General features: G+C 42.2%; 20 protein-coding genes. 15 read left to right on the top strand and 5 right to left on the bottom strand.

The window, feature by feature from the left end:
* Positions 1–69 precede the first annotated feature (69 nt).
* The 5 genes from ACFSYC_RS01635 (at position 70) to ACFSYC_RS01615 (ending at position 4,350) form a co-directional block, all read left to right on the top strand.
* Entirely contained in the window at positions 70–336 is a 267-nt protein-coding gene (locus ACFSYC_RS01635) for a helix-turn-helix domain-containing protein (protein WP_377122837.1), read from the top strand.
* Positions 337–368: 32 nt separating this feature from the next.
* Positions 369–1,013: an HD domain-containing protein gene (locus ACFSYC_RS01630; protein WP_377122835.1), complete on the top strand. Its 645-nt coding sequence runs from the start codon at positions 369–371 to the stop codon at positions 1,011–1,013.
* An 81-nt stretch (positions 1,014–1,094) separates the two neighbouring features.
* Positions 1,095–1,631, top strand: coding sequence for a YceI family protein (locus ACFSYC_RS01625; protein WP_377122833.1), 537 nt, complete (start codon positions 1,095–1,097; stop codon positions 1,629–1,631).
* 124 nt (positions 1,632–1,755) lie between these two features.
* Positions 1,756–3,312, top strand: coding sequence for a M28 family metallopeptidase (locus tag ACFSYC_RS01620; RefSeq protein ID WP_377122831.1), 1,557 nt, complete (start codon positions 1,756–1,758; stop codon positions 3,310–3,312).
* A gap of 171 nt (positions 3,313–3,483) precedes the next feature.
* Positions 3,484–4,350, top strand: a complete 867-nt coding sequence (locus tag ACFSYC_RS01615; RefSeq protein ID WP_377122829.1) for a sugar phosphate isomerase/epimerase family protein — start codon at positions 3,484–3,486, stop codon at positions 4,348–4,350.
* A gap of 117 nt (positions 4,351–4,467) precedes the next feature.
* Here the strand turns inward: ACFSYC_RS01615 and ACFSYC_RS01610 are convergent, their stop codons facing one another.
* On the bottom strand, positions 4,468–5,871 hold the full coding sequence (locus tag ACFSYC_RS01610; RefSeq protein WP_377122827.1) for an MBL fold metallo-hydrolase RNA specificity domain-containing protein: 1,404 nt from the start codon (positions 5,869–5,871) through the stop codon (positions 4,468–4,470).
* A 150-nt stretch (positions 5,872–6,021) separates the two neighbouring features.
* Between ACFSYC_RS01610 and ACFSYC_RS01605 the strand changes: the two genes are divergently transcribed.
* From ACFSYC_RS01605 to ACFSYC_RS01580, 6 genes are all read left to right on the top strand, one after another.
* Positions 6,022–6,393, top strand: coding sequence for a BlaI/MecI/CopY family transcriptional regulator (locus ACFSYC_RS01605; protein ID WP_377122825.1), 372 nt, complete (start codon positions 6,022–6,024; stop codon positions 6,391–6,393).
* A 2-nt stretch (positions 6,394–6,395) separates the two neighbouring features.
* Entirely contained in the window at positions 6,396–9,161 is a 2,766-nt protein-coding gene (locus ACFSYC_RS01600) for a TonB family protein (protein ID WP_377122823.1), read from the top strand.
* Between the two features lie 110 nt (positions 9,162–9,271).
* The gene (locus ACFSYC_RS01595) at positions 9,272–10,087 is read left to right on the top strand and encodes an energy transducer TonB (RefSeq protein ID WP_377122821.1); all 816 of its coding nucleotides are present in this window, start codon (positions 9,272–9,274) and stop codon (positions 10,085–10,087) included.
* Between the two features lie 28 nt (positions 10,088–10,115).
* A complete protein-coding gene (locus tag ACFSYC_RS01590; RefSeq protein ID WP_377122819.1) occupies positions 10,116–10,613 on the top strand; it encodes an energy transducer TonB in 498 nt (165 codons plus the stop codon).
* Position 10,614: 1 nt separating this feature from the next.
* The gene (locus ACFSYC_RS01585) at positions 10,615–11,007 is read left to right on the top strand and encodes a hypothetical protein (RefSeq protein WP_377122817.1); all 393 of its coding nucleotides are present in this window, start codon (positions 10,615–10,617) and stop codon (positions 11,005–11,007) included.
* A gap of 96 nt (positions 11,008–11,103) precedes the next feature.
* Positions 11,104–11,553 carry an SPW repeat domain-containing protein gene (locus tag ACFSYC_RS01580; protein ID WP_377122815.1) on the top strand — a complete coding sequence of 150 codons (450 nt, stop codon included), beginning with the start codon at positions 11,104–11,106 and terminating at the stop codon, positions 11,551–11,553.
* Between the two features lie 88 nt (positions 11,554–11,641).
* Here ACFSYC_RS01580 and ACFSYC_RS01575 read toward each other — a convergent pair whose 3' ends face one another.
* From ACFSYC_RS01575 to ACFSYC_RS01565, 3 genes are all read right to left on the bottom strand, one after another.
* Positions 11,642–12,886 (bottom strand): BamA/TamA family outer membrane protein, encoded by a 1,245-nt coding sequence (locus ACFSYC_RS01575; RefSeq protein ID WP_377122813.1) that lies wholly within the window; start codon positions 12,884–12,886, stop codon positions 11,642–11,644.
* 383 nt (positions 12,887–13,269) lie between these two features.
* Positions 13,270–14,706, bottom strand: coding sequence for a pyruvate kinase (gene pyk / locus ACFSYC_RS01570; protein WP_377122811.1), 1,437 nt, complete (start codon positions 14,704–14,706; stop codon positions 13,270–13,272).
* Positions 14,707–14,772: 66 nt separating this feature from the next.
* Positions 14,773–15,192, bottom strand: coding sequence for an IPExxxVDY family protein (locus tag ACFSYC_RS01565; RefSeq protein WP_377122809.1), 420 nt, complete (start codon positions 15,190–15,192; stop codon positions 14,773–14,775).
* A 153-nt stretch (positions 15,193–15,345) separates the two neighbouring features.
* Between ACFSYC_RS01565 and ACFSYC_RS01560 the strand changes: the two genes are divergently transcribed.
* From ACFSYC_RS01560 to rnc, 3 genes are read left to right on the top strand one after another with little or no spacing between them, the layout of a single operon-like run.
* Positions 15,346–15,582: an acyl carrier protein gene (locus tag ACFSYC_RS01560; protein ID WP_031266521.1), complete on the top strand. Its 237-nt coding sequence runs from the start codon at positions 15,346–15,348 to the stop codon at positions 15,580–15,582.
* 27 nt (positions 15,583–15,609) lie between these two features.
* Positions 15,610–16,863: a beta-ketoacyl-ACP synthase II gene (gene fabF / locus ACFSYC_RS01555; protein ID WP_377122807.1), complete on the top strand. Its 1,254-nt coding sequence runs from the start codon at positions 15,610–15,612 to the stop codon at positions 16,861–16,863.
* 6 nt (positions 16,864–16,869) lie between these two features.
* A complete protein-coding gene (gene rnc / locus ACFSYC_RS01550; protein ID WP_377122805.1) occupies positions 16,870–17,595 on the top strand; it encodes a ribonuclease III in 726 nt (241 codons plus the stop codon).
* A 25-nt stretch (positions 17,596–17,620) separates the two neighbouring features.
* Here rnc and ACFSYC_RS01545 read toward each other — a convergent pair whose 3' ends face one another.
* Positions 17,621–18,325 carry a hypothetical protein gene (locus tag ACFSYC_RS01545; protein WP_377122803.1) on the bottom strand — a complete coding sequence of 235 codons (705 nt, stop codon included), beginning with the start codon at positions 18,323–18,325 and terminating at the stop codon, positions 17,621–17,623.
* A 219-nt stretch (positions 18,326–18,544) separates the two neighbouring features.
* Between ACFSYC_RS01545 and ACFSYC_RS01540 the strand changes: the two genes are divergently transcribed.
* The gene (locus ACFSYC_RS01540; RefSeq protein WP_377122801.1) at positions 18,545–19,423 is read left to right on the top strand and encodes a YicC/YloC family endoribonuclease; all 879 of its coding nucleotides are present in this window, start codon (positions 18,545–18,547) and stop codon (positions 19,421–19,423) included.
* The last annotated feature ends 66 nt before the right edge of the window (positions 19,424–19,489 follow it).

Here is a 19,489-nt window from a genome sequence, read left to right as displayed (position 1 = left end):
TTTTAAAAAAAAATTAAATCCGGTGTTATAAATATTTCGTACTTAGGGGTAACAACCCCTAACCACAACATGAGTAATACTAATAAGGCAAAAATAAATGCCATTGCAGTAAGCATCCGTAAAAAAAGAGAGTCGAAGAATTACACGCAGGAATATTTGGCCTACAAGCTTAATATTTCTCAAAACGCGTATAGCAAAATTGAACTGGGTTATACCAAAATCACAGTTGAAAGATTATTCCAGATAGCCGAAGTTTTAGAATTAAACGCCATTGATTTGCTTGAAGGCGAGCTAGAAGAAGCTGAGCATAAATTTTTACCTACCGGCAGCGATTAGCATATTTTATATTTGCACGAAAACATGCAAATATGGAACACCGGGAAATTATAGACAAGACAGTATTATTTGTAAAGGAGACCTTAAAAAATGCCGAAGGCGGCCATGACTGGTGGCATATACACCGTGTTTGGACCAACGCCAAAGCTATAGCTGAAACAGAAAGCGCAGACAGGCTCACTATTGAACTGGCTGCCTTATTACATGATATTGCCGACAGTAAATTTAACAATGGCGATGAAGAGATTGGCCCCGCTACTGCCGGGCGTTTTTTGCAAAGTATAGGTATTAATGCCGATACCGTTCTACACGTTCAAAATATCATCAGGTATATGTCTTTTAAAGCGAGTTTTGATAAACCCGCTTTCCATTCCATTGAGCTTGCCATTGTACAGGATGCCGACCGCCTTGATGCTATTGGCGCCATTGGCATTGCCCGGGCGTTTAGTTACGGTGGCCATAAAGGCAGAGAGATTTATAACCCCGAGATAGCGCCGGATTTGAATATGAGTAAAGAGGCTTATAAAAATACCACCGCGCCTACCATTAATCATTTTTACGAGAAGCTATTATTGTTAAAGGATAAGATGAATACCGACACCGGTAAACAGCTTGCCGAACAGCGCCACGCTTTTATGGAGCAATATCTGAAGCAGTTTTATTTAGAGGTGGAGTAAACCCTTTGAGCCGGCCATCGTCAAAAAGTAAAAAAATCACCACCGATTATCATTACCATATTAAACACCGTAATTAGCAGCATGAAACGTATAGTTATCCTGATACTTCCCTTATTGATTCTGGCAACCGCAGCTTCGGCGCAAAAGGTTGTTATACTTAAAACATCCATCAAATTTCAGCTTAAAAACTTGGGGGTTAATACAGGCGGCTCAATCAATGGCTTGCAGGCCAGCATGGTGTTTAATCCCGAAAATTTAGATGCCAGTGCTATAGAAGCTATTTTAGATGTTAATAGCATCAATACCGATAATGACTTACGTGATAGCCACCTTCGTGGCGAAGAATATTTTGATGTGGCTAAATATCCAACTATCACCATGAAATCTGTATCGCTTAAACACAAAAGCGGCGACAAATATACCGGGCAGTTTAGCCTGACCATTAAAGATAAAACCAAAACTTTCGAGGTGCCATTTACCTACACTACCGATCCGTCAAACACGGCTACCTTTAAAGGCGGCCTAAAGCTTAACCGCCTTGATTTTGGTATCGGTGGTAAAAGTTTGGTAATGGGTAACGAGGTGTCGGTAGCTATTGAGGTTCAGGTAGCTAAATAGGCAGTAATAAGCTGCATTGTAAAAATTTTATGCAAAAGGCCAAAGCGCGGGTTTTCCGGCTTTGCCCTTTTGCTTTTACGGCTGCAATTAGATAAGTTTGTTAGATAACTGACTCACTTACATCATGAAAAGAAAATTACTTTACGCCCTGCTTTTGACGGCAGGGACAATGTCATCGGTATCCGCTCAAACCGACGAACAAATGTTGGCAAGGATTAGGGAAGAAGGCATGTTGAAATCGCAGGTAATGGCTACGGCTCTGCAATTTACAGACGTTGCCGGCCCCCGTTTGGCTAACTCGCCGGGCCTTAAGCGTGCCCAGGATTGGGCCGTTAATGAATTAAAAACCTGGGGCGCCGTAAACGCTAAACGCGAGCCTTGGGGTAAATTTGGTAAAGGCTGGGAGATCCAGAAAAACTATGTTGCTATCACGGCGCCTTATTACCACAATATTATAGCTATACCCAAAGCCTGGACACCAGGTACCAATGGCCTTGTAAAAGGAGATGTAGTACTATTAAAGGTTGACAGCCTACCGGATTTGGCTAAATACCAGGGCAAGCTAAAGGGTAAAATTGTAATGATGGATGTTAAAGGTACCGGTGGCCAAACTTACCGCGCTGATGCATCACGCTATACCGATTCGGCGTTAACGGCTATGGGTAACGCTACCCTTGCACCTGCAGGCGGCGGCCAACGCAGAGGCGGCCCAGGTGCCCGTGGTAATATGGCAGCCGCCGCCGCATTGCGCCAGGCATTACCTAAGTTTTACCTGGCCGAAGGGGTATCGCTGGTATTAAGCCAGGCGCGGGGTACAGATGGTACCGTATTCACCAGCAACGGCGCATCCTACGCGGATACCGCTAAAGCGGTTGCCCCCGAAATTGAAACCAGCACCGAAGATTACCAACGTATTTTGCGCTTAAGCAAAGCCGGGGTTAAGGTTGGTTTAGAAGCTGATATTAAAACAGAATTTTTTACTAATGATTTGCAAGGCTATAATGTTGTGGGCGAGCTGCCCGGCACAGACCCAAAACTGAAAGATCAGTTAGTGATCATTGGCGGTCACCTTGATTCATGGCATGCTGCTACCGGCGCTACAGATAATGCTGCAGGTTGTGCTGTAATGATGGAGGCTATGCGTATTTTAAAACGTGTTGGCTTTAAGCCGCGCCGCACTATCCGCATTGTATTGTGGAGTTCTGAGGAACAGGGTATCCACGGTTCTCACAACTATGTGCTTAATCACTTTGGCGACGCTAAAACGATGGTGTTAAAGCCTGAACATGCTAAAGTATCAGCCTACTATAACTTAGACAACGGAACCGGAAAAATTCGCGGTATTTACTTGCAAGGTAATGCCGCGGCGGGCGACTTGTTCAAAAGCTGGTTTGCTCCATTTAAAGATCTTGGGGCAACAACCGTGACCATTAGCAATACCGGCGGAACGGATCACCTGTCTTTTGACGCAGTGGGCATCCCGGGATTCCAGTTTATACAGGATGGCATGGATTACAATACCCGCACGCACCACACTAACCAGGATACTTATGACAAGCTAAGCGAAGATGATCTTAAACAAGCCTCAACTATTGTCGCTTCGTTGGTATATAACACATCGCAACGCGATGAAATGCTACCACGCAAGCCGCTGCCAGTGGCGCAGCCACCAAAAAACTAAACAATAAAAGCCCCGGTCACGGGGCTTTAATTGTTTAGTCTGTAGTCTCTAGACTATCATGTATAGCGATGGAAATAATATAAGCACGATAACGATTGCATAGTTTAGTTATTGAGTCCATTCTATTACCCTATTTATTATTTAGTTTTATTGAACCATTAAACCACACCAATGAAACTGAGATCAGGAATTGTATTGTCTTTATGTTCTGCTACGCTGTTGTTTAGTTTTAAGCCGCAGCCTAAATCGCCGCACGCATTGGGGATGATAGAGAATTTAAATAAAGACAGCATTGTATATGCTGCAGGCTTTAAAATGATAGGCGAAGCGGTAAGCAGAAGTATATCCCCAAGTTTTACGGAGGAGAAATTGCAAACCAATATTACACGGATCAAGAAGGCGCAATGCCAGGTTTATATGTGCAATATCCTTTTTTCGTCAAGCATGAAAATTGCCGGCCCCGCAGTTAATGAGCAGTGTGTTTTACCTTATGCCGATAGCCTTTTTATGCGCGCAAAACAAGCCGGCGTTAACTGGCTGATACTTGGCAGCGGTGGCGCACGCCGTATTCCTGATGGCTATGATGCCAAAAAGGCGCAGGTTGATTTTACTGTGCTATGCGGCAAACTGGCCCTGCTGGCCCAAATGCATAAAATTATGCTGGTGTTAGAAAGTTTGGAGACCGACGAGACTAACTTTTTGGTAAACCTTAAAGAAACCGCCGAAGTAGTGCGCGCTGTTAATAACCCTAATTTTAGGCTCAATGTAGATATTTATCACATGGGCCGCATGAAAGAGTCGCCACAGGTTATTGTTGACAATGCCGACCTGATCGTCCACTGCGAAATTGCTGAACTGGAGAAACGCACCCTGCCCGGCATGAAAGGCGACGACTTAAAACCCTACTTGCGCGCTATCAGAAAAGCCAAATACAAAGGCCCCATATTTATTGAAGCAACTGCGCCCTATACCCCCGCCGATGCCACAATGAGTTACAAGTTTTTGAGCAGGCAGCTAGATGAGGTGTATGCGGAATAAGCTCTTCAAATGCGCTGGCTATCATGCTGAGCTCGGTCGAAGCATCCCTGTAAAGGCTTCTACACACACCCTTCGACAGAGCTCAGAGTGACACCCCTTTCTCTTTGAGAATTTGAATTATTCCAGCACCACTTTCTGATGCTGATGCGGTATTTCTATATTCGTAAAACCATGCTCATTTAACCGGGCGGCAAAGCGTTGCTGTACATCGTACTCGCCATGCACCAAAAAGATCTTTTTAACTTTCCCGGGTTCCTGACATTTTAAAAAGTGCAGCAGATCCTCGTAATCGCCGTGAGCGCTCATTGATTTAATGGCGCGTACATCAGCATTAACCTGGTACTTTTCGCCAAAAATAAATACTTCTTTGTCGCCGCGCATTAGGCGCCCGCCTAATGAGTTTGGCTCGCAGTAGCCAACAATAAGTATGGTAGTTTTTTGGTTATTAATGTTGTTTTTGATATGATGCTTTACCCTGCCGGCTTCGGCCATACCCGACGAGGAAATGATCACGCAAGGGCGGTTATCCTCATTTAACGCAATAGATTCTTCGGTAGACTGTACAAAGCGCAAGCCCTTAAAAGCAAACGGGTCATCATCCACTTTTAACACCTCTTTCACATCGCGGTTATACACTTCGGGGTGTTCTTTTAAAACTGTTGTAGCTTTTTCTGATAACGGGCTATCTACATAATAAGACAGGTCTGGAAGCTTGCCTTTTAGTTCTAATCCGTTGAGAGCAAACAATAATTCTTGCGTACGGCCCACACTAAATGCAGGAATGATAACCTTGCCCTTTTTAATCAGGCAGGTTTGATTAATAATTTCTAATAGCGCATCTTCAATTGGCTCCAGCTCTTTATGCAGGGAGTCGCCATAGGTCGACTCTAACAATATATAGTCAGCCTGTGGAAAACGTTGCGGGTTTTTAAGCAGCAGATCGCCGTAGCGGCCAACATCGCCACTAAAAGTTACGTGGGTTTCTTTCTCATTCTCGGTAATTACCAAATGTACGGCGCAACTCCCTAACACATGCCCGGCATCGCTAAAATGAAATTTGCATTGGGGCGTAATGGCATATTCTTCGTGATACTCTACAATCTTAAAAAGGCGCAAGGCTTCTATCGCTTGTTCTTCGTTGTATAGAGGTTCGATTAGTTCCATGCCCTTTTTTTTGCGATGCTTGTTGCTGTAGTCTGCATCGCTCATCTGGATCTTTGCGGAATCCATCAAGAGTATTCGCGCAAGGTCCATTGTTGCCGATGTGCAGAAGATCTGCCCGCTAAAACCCTGGGCAACCAAGCGGGGGATAAGCCCGCAATGATCAATATGCGCGTGCGATAGGATCATGCAACTGACCTTTTTAGGGTTAAAGCCAAAATGCTCATTCATGTCTTCGGTATGCTCACCCATGCCTTGAAACATGCCACAATCTAATAATATCCCGGTACCATCCGGCAAATGTAGCAGGTGTTTGCTGCCGGTTACGTTGCGCGCCGCGCCATGAAAAGTTATATCCATTTAGTATAATATAGGTCGATGTTGAAAAACGAAAGTGACGAAAAAAAGTTTAATATAAAATAAACTAAAATTTTAGTTGTTAATATCATTTATAACTAATAACTTCGTTTTAACTAATTAGTAAAGTAAATATACCCCAAAAGTATTACCATGGAAATTAAAGAACTAACCCGCGCCGAAGAGCAATTAATGCAAATACTTTGGCAGTTAGAGAAAGGCTTTGTAAAAGATGTTATTGAACATTTGCCAGAGCCCAAACCCGCTTACAACACCGTATCAACCATAATACGGATACTAGAGGCTAAGGGCTTTGTTGCCTATAACGCGTTTGGTAAAAGCCATCAGTATTACCCGGTTATCAGTAAAGAGCAATACCAAAACTTTGCTACTGATAAGCTGATGCAGGGCTACTTTGATAATTCGGTTCAACATATGTTCTCGTACTTCGTGAAAAAAGAAAAAATAGACTTGAAAGAGGCTGATGAGATCATGAAACTGATTGAAAAACTTAAAAAGCAATAGCTATGACCTGGTGGCATTATTTATTACTGGTAAACTTTTACCTGGTATTATTCTTCGGCTTTTACGTGCTGTTTTTACGGCGCGAAACGTTTTTTCAGCTTAACCGGGTATACCTGGTGGCGGCGGCATTGCTGTCGTTCATCATCCCGGTTATTGAGGCCGATTGGGTGAAGAGCCTCTTTATAACGCAAGAGGTGCAGCATACCATTTATAATATGCCCGTAGGTATCCCAATAATATTTGCTCCCGCGGTTGAAAGCGGAATAACGCTTGGCCAGGTGCTAAATGTAGTATACATCAGCGTTACTTTGTTTTTATTAATAAGGTTAGCCTGGCAATTAATAGTATTAAAGAAAGCCATTGAAAAACCCACACCATCTGCCGCATACACCTTCTTTAAAAAGATCAGTTTGGGCGAAAACATGATCCACTCAAAAGTAATTAACGACCACGAGCAGGTACACGCCAACCAATGGCACTCTATTGATGTGATGATTATAGAAACGGTAATGATTATAAACTGGTTTAACCCGGTGGTTTACCTGTACCGATTTGCCATAAAATACATCCACGAGTTTATTGCCGATAGCCATGTGATAAATGCCGGTACAGACAAGGCAGACTATGCCATGTTGCTATTAACGCAAAGTTTTGATGTGCAGAGCCATAACCTGGTTAACCAATTTTATAACCACAGCCTATTAAAGAAACGTATTATGATGTTACAAAAAAATAAATCGCACCGCATAGCCCTGGCAAAGTATGGCCTGTCGGCACCGTTATTTATAATGATGATGATATTCTCATCGGCTACCATTAATAACAGTAAAGCTGTCGCAGCTATCACCGAGAAAACAGAAAACGCTTTAGCCATGCCGGCTACTGAGGTCATAGAATCTATCACTGACAACGCGCAGATACCCAACGATAACCTTACTGAAGAGCCAAAAGCTATTGTAGAGCTACCATTTGGTTTGTACAATGTACAACCCGTAGAGCTACCAGCCGATCTGGCCCCGGTTGATACGAGTCAGGTGTACAGCCAGGTATCCGTGCAGCCATCTTTTCCGGGTGGTATAGCGGCCTTCGGAAAGTTTATAGGCAATACGGTAATTTATCCTGCCGGTGATAGAGAGAACGGTACCTCGGGCAAGGTTATCGTATCGTTCGTGGTTGAAAAAGATGGCAGTTTGTCAAATCTGGACGCTGTGCGCGGGCCTTCAGAAACCTTAAAGGCCGAAGCTGTAAGAGTGCTTAAATTGTCGCCCAAATGGCAACCAGGTACGCAGGCCGATAAACCGGTAAGGGTGTCATACACCGTACCAATTGCTTTTACGCTTGAAGCGGATGATGATAAACCATCGTTTCCTGGCGGGATGGAATCCTTCGGTAAATATTTAGCTAGTAATATTAAATATCCAGCAGTTGATCGCAATGCAGGCATACAGGGTAAAGTAATACTAACCTTTGTTGTTGAAGCCGACGGAACGCTGTCTGACATTAAATCGGTGCGTAGCCCGTCGCAAACATTGACAGATGAAGCGATAAAGGTAATGAAGAAATCGCCAAAATGGAACCCCGGTACAAAAGACGGTAAAGCAGCAAGATTTGCATTTGTTACACCAGTTAATTTTGCTTTAGAAATAGAAGACGGGAATGTAGTCAAAACAGAAAGTAAAGCTGGTGTTGCTATATCAACAACAGGATCTGAGACTAAGGCTGTTACTTCTCCATCAGGCTATCTGCAGACTAATGAAGTTGTTATCCGTGGTTATGTAAAATCAATCGATAATATGCTATTCTCTCAAGTTGAAAAACAACCAAGTTTTCAGGGTGGATTGGAAGGATTTGCGAAGTTTTTAAGCGAAAATATAAAATATCCAAAGGATGATCGCGATAACAAAGTACAGGGTAAGGTTATCGCGACATTTACAACCGAAATAGATGGAACCTTGTCAGACATTAAAGCTATAAGAGGACCGTCGCAAGCAATGATGGACGAAGCTGTACGTGTGTTAAAGATGTCGCCGAAATGGCAACCGGGTTATCAAAATGGGCATGCTGTAAGAGTATCGTATACCGTGCCTATAGCTTTCAATTTAGATACGGATGATAAAAAAGTTGGCACTGTACCGGGCATTAAAATTAATTCGGGCACTACTACGCTGCCAGGTACAACTATCGGCATCCGTAGCGGCTCTACCCTCCTTACGCCAACAAGCCCGTTATATGTGATAGACGGAGTTGTTTTAGATGCCGCTAAAGCTTCAGAATATGGCCTTGATCAAATGGCACCGGGGGTAAGCCCGCTTAGCCTTATCCCGCAGGAAGATATTGCCAGCATGGAGATATTGAAAGATGCTACGGCTACAGCCTTGTATGGCGACAGGGGGAAATATGGCGTAATTTTAATAACAACTACTAAAGGGCAAAAATCATTTAACCCACCCGCGGTTGTAAAAGGGCTAACCAGTGCTAAATCACCTACTGCTTTAAAAGGCAAAGCGCTTGGCATATCAACAAATAGTACAACAATGTTACAGCAGGCCCTTAAAGGCAAAATGACCCCCACCAGCCCGCTATACGTAATAGACGGTAAGGTGGTTAAACCAAACCCGAAAGCTAAAGGCGTTAGCCCGCTATCTGAAATTAAGCAAGAAGATATTGCAAGCATTGATGTATTAAAAGATAGCACCGCCACAGCCATTTATGGGGATGCAGGTAAATACGGAGTGATTATCATCACCACAAAAAAGGCTAAAAAGTAAGTAACCCAAACCTCATAGTACAATTAAGTAAGCCCTGCCGGTGTATAACCGTGCAGGGTTTTTTGTTTGAGAATACAATACCTATCTTAGTTCAACTTTACAGCCTTATTATGGTCAGCGTTTACAGATCGATACGTTTATTGTTAGTTTGTGTATCAGCAACGATATTTTCTGCTACGCAGGATGTGCGTGCTGGCGGCAGGTCGTTTCTGTCCCATGATATATTGCTAACAGAGATTAACGTTTCGCCCGGGGATAGCATCTATACCAAAGCTGACAAACCGCCCATGTATCCCTATGGTTTAGATATGTTTTTACAATACATTGGTAATAATATAAAATACCGCGATATTGATGTTGTTGACCCATTGCAACGTAAGGTAATTGTCAGTTTTGTAGTTGAGCCGGATGGTGCGGTGTCCAACGCTAAAGCCATACAAGGCACTAATGATAGCTTGAAAAACGAAGCTGTGCGGGTGGTAATGGCATCGCCTAAATGGGAGCCGGGTTATGTTGCCGGTAAAGCGGTAAGGGTAGCATATACGGTGCCAGTGCCGTTTGGTAAGGCCGCGCTACATGAGGGCTATACTGATGAAATTTTTACGGTAGTGAGCCGCCAGCCATTTTTCCCCGGAGGGGACGAGGCGTTCACCAAGTTTATTGATCAAAATAGACATTACGCGAAAACAGATAGCCTGAATAAAACGCAGGGAAAGGTAGTTGTAGAGTGCGTGGTAGAAAAAAACGGAACACTGACCAATCTTGAAGCCGTAAGCGGGCCAACTGATGCCATGAAAACAGAGGCGCTCCGTCTGCTGTCGATATCGCCTAAATGGCGCGCCGGGCTGCATGAAGGTAGTAAATTTGTACGGGTATATCATAGTATAACTATTGATTTTACTTTAACACCTACAGCGGATAAATAATAAAGAGGTACTTTTAACGATTGTATAAATGAAGACATCTCCACTACAGCAAACCATAACCAAGATCATTGTTTGCATTTTAGCAGTAATTTTTTGGCTTGATACCAACGCTGTATTTGCTGGGGACACACAGCGGGCTGCCCTGCAGGCTAATGATACCACCATTTATACAAAGGCCGAGAAGTACCCGGCCTTTGCCGGCGGGGTAGACGGCTTAGTAGCCTTTATTAATAAAAACCTGAAATATCCGCCTTTAATGTTAAAGTACGAGGTTGAAGGCAAAGTACTAGTACAGTTTGTTGTTGAAAAAGATGGTAAACTAAGTAACATCAGGCCATTAAAGGGTCCTGGTCGGGGCTCTTTAGAAGAAGCGGTGCGTATAACAAAGCTATTGCCCAAATGGGAGCCGGGATTAGATAAAGCAGGGCAGGCCATACGGGTGCAGTATCAATTACCTGTTGTGTTTAAACTAGCGCCGGCGGATATCCGTGAAACAGGAGAAGGAATGAAAGTAAGTACTTATTAATATGATAAAGTGGAAACTAATTACACAGCTATCGGTATTTGGGTTGATTATGGCCTTTGCATCGGTGTCGGTTATCTCGACCAAAATGGAACCACCGTTTTGGCTGATGACTTTTATATTTAGTGCATTTGTAATAGCCAGGGTAGCGCCGGGCAAATACTTTTTGCATGGTTTTATATTGGCTATGTTTAACAGCGTATGGATAACGCTGGTTCACCTGTATTTTTACGATAGCTATGCTGCCAATCACCAGGATATGATGTCTATGTATGGCACACACCCACGCCTGATGATGTTGTTATTGGGCCCGTTGTTTGGCGTAATGTTTGGCATTATCCTGGGTCTTTTTGCGCTGATAGCGTCGAAAGTAGTAAAGAAGAATGAAGAAGTTTAATTGTGACGGTTTACTTAGCATTTTTTTTAAATAAGCTTAAATTTTATGCATAAATTATTACTTTTGCCGTATCGACTGTAAATAAAACAACATACAATGAAGCCTTTTATTTCAAAAACATTTTACGGAATTTTAAACTACTTAATGGCAGTGGTATTATTATCGTCGCCCTGGCTATTCGGTTTTGCTGATGTGCGTACTACGTTTGCTGCTGCTTTCTTTATGCCTTTACTAATGGGTTGGTTGCAGTTTATTATGTCGGCATTTAGCGAGAGCCCAACTGGTTTTGGCTTTTTGAAAGTTTTCCCTATGCAAATGCAAAATCTTTTTGATGTATTGATGGGTACTTTCTTACTGTCATTGCCGATGATTTATGGTTTTTGCCATGTAGTATTTTGGCCTCACTTTTTAATGGGCTTAATACTAACCATCAAAGGTGTATTTGCTCAGGATTCGCCATTTTTAACCAGGCCGCATCGCGCGTTGCCTGAGACTGGTGTTACTTCTACCGATTCGTTGGAAGGCCGTTTAGATCAGCATCACTAAGAAGAAATTTTAAACACCATATACAAAAGCGGGTTCAATGAAAATTGAACCCGCTTTTTGCTTTAAGGCTTTATGGTTACTAAGGTGATTAAAACACCTCGTTTAAGCCTAAAAATATCCCCTTAGAGCCATAGTTGCCTATGCCATAGTCTATGCATAGGTTGGAGCGCGAGTACTTGTTAAACAGCAGGCGAATACCTACGCCGCCTCCCGGTTCAACAAACTGGCCTATACCTATACTGCGGCTATTACTGGCCGACTCGACATTAGCAAAGGCCACGCCACTAATCAGTTTGTTTTGAGTGATTGGGAAACGATACTCGGCCTCGCCATATACAAATGAGGTGCCTTTGTAGCGCCCAATAGTATAGCCACGCCCCAGGCGATTGGTTTGATCGCTGCCGGTGCCAGGTAACTCAAGGTAAGGTAATCTGCCTCCGAGCAAATAGCATCCCCAATACCAAAAGGAAAACACATGCTCCGGGTTTTTATTTGATAAGCTCCAGTATTTACGCAGCTCTGTTTTAAGCTGTATGGCGCCGTGCTCACTACCCAACCATTTTTGGTTAACCCGCAAAACCACATCGGCATACATGCCACTGTAAGTACGGTTGATATGATCGCGAGAGTTGTACTCAAAATTTACTAACCAGCCGTTAGCAGAGTAGCCCGAAGTTGGATAACGGTTAATCATGCTGTACCTGTAGTTATGGGTATTGATATTGGGGCCGGTTTGATGCTCGTCGTCAATGTTGCTGTATTTGTTAATAACAATACCTGCGCCGGCATAAACGTGTTCAACTATCTTGCGGTATATACGTTCAGTAAATTTTATGTAGGAGTATTTGATGGGGAACACATCTGAATTGTTGTCCAGCGGCAGGTCATTCAAGATAAACGAGCCATCGCCCTGTACACGGTGGCCGGTGCCAACGCCATAATCTAGCGCTACGGTTTTGCCAACTTGTACGCTTCCTTGAAGATTGTATACATCATCGTTAGTGAAAATATTGTTTTTGATCTCAAAGGTGGCCATACCCATGGTTGACACGTAAGCATTGGCATTTACAACAGAGAAGGTGGTAGTTTTAGGATTGCCAAATACATGCCCCCCAGTGGAGGTTAACCCGACAGAAAAACCCACACTTGGATTATAACCTGCCGATGGCAGTGTTGAAAAGGTAGAGTGTGTTTTTTCCGTAGATGTGGTGTCCGGTTTTTTACCGCTAAAAAAACTGCTTATTACTTGTTTAGCATCTGTTTGTTTACGCAGTGTCTCGGGCGAATCCTGCTTTTCCTGTCCGAATAATGTTCCGGTACTACTTAATATCATGCAAGCTGTAAAAGCATGCTTCCGCACAAATCGTATCAATTTATTTTATAGAGGGTTTATATTACGAATATAATGAAACCCAAACGAAAACAAAATAAAATGTAACAAAACTGATACATTTTATAAGTTTGTAATAATTGAAACGTTTTTAAATCTAATGTTACAAAAAGATTAAAAAATTTTAAACCTTATTTAAATTAATTTGTCAAACCAAGTACATTAAAATTTAAAGCTATGAGGATAGTGAGCATTTATTGGAACTATTATTTTGCCAACCCGGCTAAAGTGTCCGATTTGGTATGCCAGGCAGGCATTTACTAACCAACAAAAAAGGGGCTAATGATCAAATCATCAGCCCCTTTTTCTATTTGCTACAACAGCTACTATTCAATAACGGTTACTTTAAGCATATTAGTTTTTCCGTGCTTAACTATTGGGATAGCAGCGGTATTGATAACTACATCACCCTCGCCAACCAAGCCTTCAGCCTTTAAAATAGCATTCACATCACCAATAGTTTGATCGGTACTTTCAACGTTGTCATAATAAAACGTACGTACACCCCAAACAAGGCTTAATGAGTTTAACAGGTGTTTGTTTGATGTAAAGATAAAGGTACGGGCAGCGGGCCTATAACTTGATATCTGGTACGCTGTGTAACCAGATGTAGTCATTGAAACAACCCCTACTGCATTGGTATGGTTAGCCAGATAAACTGCCGACTCACAAACCGCGTCGCTTAAATATGTTTCAGAGCTACTGTCAGATATTGATCCTTTAGGAGAGTTGAAAGGATAACCTAGCTCTTCGACATTACGAACAATTTTAGCCATGGTTTCGATAACGATCAGTGGAAACTCGCCTACTGATGTCTCGCCGCTAAGCATAACCGCGTCGGCGCCGTCTAATACAGAGTTTGCAACGTCATTAACCTCAGCTCGTGTAGGGCGGGGGGTTGTGATCATCGATTCTAACATTTGCGTAGCAACAATAACCGGTTTTGAAGCCGCGCGACATTTGCGTGCAATCATTTTTTGCAACAACGGCACTTCTTCTAAAGGCATTTCAACACCCAGGTCACCACGGGCAACCATTACGCCATCTGTAGCGGCAATAATTGCGTCTATATTGTCAATAGCCTCTGGTTTTTCAATTTTAGCAATAACCTTAGCTGCCTTGCCACTGCGTGCAATAACTTGTTTTAACTCAGTAATATCGTCGGCATTACGCACAAACGATAAGCCTATCCAGTCAATATCCCACTCTAAGGCGTATTGCAGGTTTTCAAGATCCTCTTCGGTTAAGCTAGGGATAGATACCTTGGTGTTTGGCAGGTTAACACCTTTACGTGATGTTAAGATACCACCGTGTACAACCTCGCAAAGTACAGTATCAATTTTATTGGTTTCAATAACGCGCAATTGCAGTTTACCGTCATCCAATAAAATAATTTCTTCGGCTTGTACATCCTGCGGGAAAGCTTCGTAGGTAATGTATATACCATTCTCATCGCCAATGCACTCTTTGGTAGTAATATTTACTCTTGTTCCGTTAATTAAATGTATACCACCATCTTTTACCATACCGATACGGATCTTAGGCCCCTGCAAATCTGCAAGTATTGATACGTTGGTTTTGTATTGTTCATTAATTTCGGCAATCAGATCAACAAACTTTTTGTGATCTTCTGGTTTTCCGTGCGAAAAGTTTAAGCGGCAAACATTTACGCCGGCTTCAATCATGGCCAGCAATGTTTCTTTTTTGGAACAGGCCGGGCCCATTGTCGCAACAATTTTAGTACGGTTATACGGTATATTCATATTTATCGGGTTCAATATTATAATGTCGCATCGTTATGATGCATTATGGTCAGTTCAAATTCGCCGCTAAAATAGGAGATTTTCGCGTGATTTTATTTTTTTAGGATCAATCTTTACCGCGGCCACAACTTCTTGTATGCGGTTAACGCCTGTAATTAGGTTCTCAAGGTCTGTATCATCAATATAATTTTTAATCATTATAAAATAGTCTGCCTTTTTCATTTCGGGTATTAAGTACCCATTTGTGCCTTTATTAGCTATAAAATAAAAATCTGTCTCGCTGTCCTGCCAGCTAAATTGATACAATGAAAAATAAACCGGGGCCGCACCGGGGTGAATGTCAACCTCCAGGTCATCAAATTTAGTAAAGTTAAAATTTAAATGTTTATTAATTAAATAACAAACCCGATAGTCTTTGAGCGAAGTTGTTACTGCTATCAGAACAAAATCCAGGTCTATCTCAAATTTTAAAAATTTTCTATTCAATTATTAGATATATATTTGCCCCGGTAAAAATACAAATTGAAACAGTTTCAACTAAAACTTTGTTACCCAATAAATCAAAAAGTTTTAGATTTGATATTTGATAGATTTTATTTTTCTTTGCACTGAAATTATTAATCATTAAATTATATTACTATGTCTGATATCGCTTCAAGAGTAAAAGCTATAATCGTAGAAAAATTAGGTGTTGACGAAAGTGAAGTTACACCTGAGGCTAGCTTCACCAACGACCTTGGTGCTGACTCTTTAGATACCGTGGAACTAATCATGGAATTTGAAAAAGAATTTAACGTGGCTATCCCTGACGATCAAGCTGAGACTATCGGCACAGTAGGTCAAGCCGTGGCTTACCTTGAAAAAAACGTTAAGTAGGCTCTCCTTAATTTAATTAAACATTAAATGGGGTTTAAACGAGTTGTAGTAACCGGGCTTGGGGCACTTACTCCAATTGGCAATACCGTTCCAGAATACTGGAACTCATTGATCAATGGAGTAAGTGGCGCAGCTTTTATTAAAAGTTTTGACACTACGTTGTTCAAAACCAAATTTGCGTGCGAAGTTAAAGGCTTTGATGCCGATGCCTATTTGGGCCGTAAAGACGCACGTAAACTTGACCCTTTTGTGCAATACGCCTTGTATAGCACTGAAGAGGCAGTTAAAGATGCCGGTTTAGATTTCTCAAAATTAGATACTAACCGTATAGGTGTTATCTGGGGATCAGGAATAGGTGGTTTAAAAACGTTTTTAGACGAGGTTACCAATTTTGCTAAAGGCGATGGTACACCGCGTTTTAACCCGTTCTTTATCCCTAAAATGATTGCGGATATTGCCCCTGGTCATATCTCTATCAGATACGGACTGCGTGGTCCAAACTTCTCTACAGTATCTGCTTGCGCATCTTCTAACAACTCGCTGATAGACTCTTTTAACTATATCCGTTTGGGTAAAGCTAATATGTTTATAAGCGGTGGCTCTGAAGCTATTATTAATGAAGCCGGTATAGGCGGATTTAATGCTATGCATGCACTCTCTGTCCGTAATGATGATCCGGCGACCGCTTCGCGCCCGTTTGATCTTGATCGCGACGGTTTTGTTGCAGGTGAAGGTGCCGGTACCATTATTTTAGAAGAACTTGAACACGCTAAAGCACGTGGCGCTAAAATTTATGCAGAAATGATGGGCGGAGGCATGAGTGCCGATGCTTACCACATGACTGCACCGCACCCTGACGGACTAGGCGCTGCCAACGTTATGCGTGCCGCTTTAGAAGACGCCGGTTTAACACCTGCTGATATAGATTACGTAAACGTGCACGGTACGTCGACCCCAATTGGCGACCCGCAGGAAATTAAAGCGATACAAGACGTATTTGGCGAAGATGCTTATCGCATAAACATCAGCTCAACAAAATCAATGACAGGCCATTTACTTGGTGCTGCCGGCGCTGTTGAAGCTATTGCATCAATATTAGCCTTAAATACTGGCATAATACCACCAACTATTAACCACTTTACTGACGACCCAACTTTTGATCCTAAAATAAATTTTACGTTTAACACGGCTCAAAAACGCGATGTTAGAATTGTGCAAAGCAATGGTTTTGGTTTTGGCGGCCATAATGCTTCTGTAATTTTTAAAAAGTACGAAGAATAATAGTGGATGCCTGTAAGCCGCTTATATAAGTTATACCTTTCTCCACACAGAAAATACGTTAAGGTTTTAAAGAATTTGCTCGGCTTTGTGCCGGGCAATTTGTCTTTATACCGATTGGCATTTCGCCATAAATCGGTAGCGCAAAACGTTAAAAAAGGTGTAAAGAATAGTAACGAACGCCTTGAATTTTTAGGCGACGCGGTTTTAGGCAGCGTTGTTGCCGAAGTACTTTTTAAGCTTTATCCGTACGAGGATGAGGGCTTTTTAACCGAGCTTCGATCAAAAATTGTTAGCCGTAACAACTTAAACCAACTGGCCCGCAAACTTGGTTTTGAAAAACTAATTGATTATGATAACCGCGCCTTGGGCCCAACCCGGCAGGGATCATTACTGGGCGATGCCTTTGAGGCAGTTGTTGGGGCAGTATACCTTGATAAGGGATATGAATTTACCAAGCACTTTTTGGTTAATCATATCATCAAATCTCACATTGACATACACACGCTTGAGCAAACCGAAACTAACTTTAAAAGCAAATTAATTGAGTGGTGCCAACGCCACAGCAAGGATATATCTTTTGATGTTATTGAAAATGGCGACGGCGAGAACACAAAGCTATTTACTGTACAAGCTAGCGTTGACGGGCAGATAATGGGCCTTGGCAAAGAGTTCAGTAAAAAGAATGCCGAAAAGCTTGCCGCCGAAAAAGCCTGCGAAGGCTTGGGTATTTAATATCAGTAATATAGTGGGTTGATAGTTAATAAAGCTTTTGAATCTTGTATTGCGCCTTATTGTCTTTAAAGTAGCCGTACGACTTTTTTATATAGGTTATGATATCATAATCGCTCCAAACTTTAATGTCTTCGTAAAAAGGCTGAAAATTGAGCATAAAAGTCTCGAGGTCCTCATCCGAAATTTCTACCGTTTTTTTTACCAGCGGCCGATTATAACGCTTGGCAATTTCAATCCGCTCTAATTCTTCCTGCGTAAATTTTTGAAACTTACGGGCTTGGTTGGCCGATTTACCAAACAGATCATACAGGCCGGATAATGGCGAACTGATAACCGACATAACACTTGGGTTTAGCGAGTTATATTGCCCCTTTTTCTTATAATTTTCTAGCGTATTCTGCAGTTCAAGTTTCTTGCTGGTTTCTTTAACCGTTACTTGTTCCAGGTGAATGATGGGTTGGAGGTATATAGTTTGAACCCCACGGTTAAGCACAACCAAAATTTGCGGAGTGTAATCGCTCTTTCTAAATAGCAAAGTATCGCCAAGGGAAGCTTCAATTTTAAAACCCCCAAGATAATCGCTCAACAGGTCAGGAGTTTTGCGGCTGATGTTAGTTACTGTGGCGAAGGAAATAGTTACGGGCGAGTTTTTTTTAAAGAGCGTGCCGGTAACTGTAAAAAGCTGCTGCGCCGAAGCGTCAAAGGCGTAGCAAAAACACAGCAGCACCAAAGCACTTAAACGTCGATATGTATATAGCTTAATCAATCCTCAAACTTACACATTGTTAACGACGAGAAATGTAAAAAAGTGTTAATTGTGGCGGAGGGGTTGGCGATTCAGATAGAAGATGTTAATAGGCTGGCGCATGGCTACAATTATGAACAACCAATCTTTATTCTTTGATGATCAATCTTAAATAGCATCACCAAAAAAAGTTATCTTTGCCGCATGATAAAATCCATGACCGGATATGGGATCGCTACCTTCGACTCGGGTACTACAAAATACACCGTCGAGTTGAAATCACTGAACAGTAAGTTTCTTGAATTGTCATTGCGCTTGCCTAAAATGTTTTCTGAGAAAGAGTTTCAACTTCGTAACGATTGCAGCAAGCAAATTGAACGCGGTAAGGTAAACCTTTCTATCAACGTTGAGCAAGCAGGTGCTGCGCCCGTGAAGGCTGCCGGGATAGATACCGCTTTACTTAAAAACTACTATGCGCAGCTTAAGTCTGTTAGCGAAGAGTTGAACGAGCCCGCCTCAAATTTGCTACAATTAGCCTTGGGTTTGCCTGAGGTTGTAAAGTATGATGAGGAAACGGTATCAGAAGATGAATGGAAACAGATGGAAAAAACCTTTAACCAGGCTATGGCTGCATTTCAACAGTTTAGAAGCGATGAAGGCAACACCCTTGAGCAGGATATTAAATACCGGATAGAGATTATACTTAAAAACCTTAAACTGGTGGAGGTTGAGGAGCCTAACCGTGTGCCGGTTATCCGCGAACGCCTAAATAGCTTTTTGGCTGAAGCAGCCGGACGTGAGGGTATAGACCAAAATAGGTTAGAACAAGAGCTAATCTATTATATAGATAAGCTTGATATTACCGAAGAAAAAATACGTTTAAAAACCCATTGCGATTACTTCATCGAGACATTGAAAAACGCCGATGCAAATGGAAAAAAATTAGGCTTTATCTCGCAAGAGATTGGACGCGAAATAAACACTTTAGGCTCAAAGGCAAACGACGCCAACATACAAAAACTTGTTGTAGGCATGAAAGAAGAGCTTGAAAAAATAAAGGAACAATTACTTAACGTATTATAGTAATTAGTCATTGGGTAGGTGTCATTGGTAATTAGCTAATGGCGCAGTCCCGGTGATCAATGACCA

This window comes from Mucilaginibacter antarcticus, from assembly GCF_042686155.1.
GTDB classification, from domain to species: Bacteria; Bacteroidota; Bacteroidia; order Sphingobacteriales; family Sphingobacteriaceae; genus Mucilaginibacter; species Mucilaginibacter antarcticus.
The sequence above is the reverse complement of the archived record's forward strand: the minus strand, read 5'-3'. Positions and strand labels throughout refer to the sequence as shown.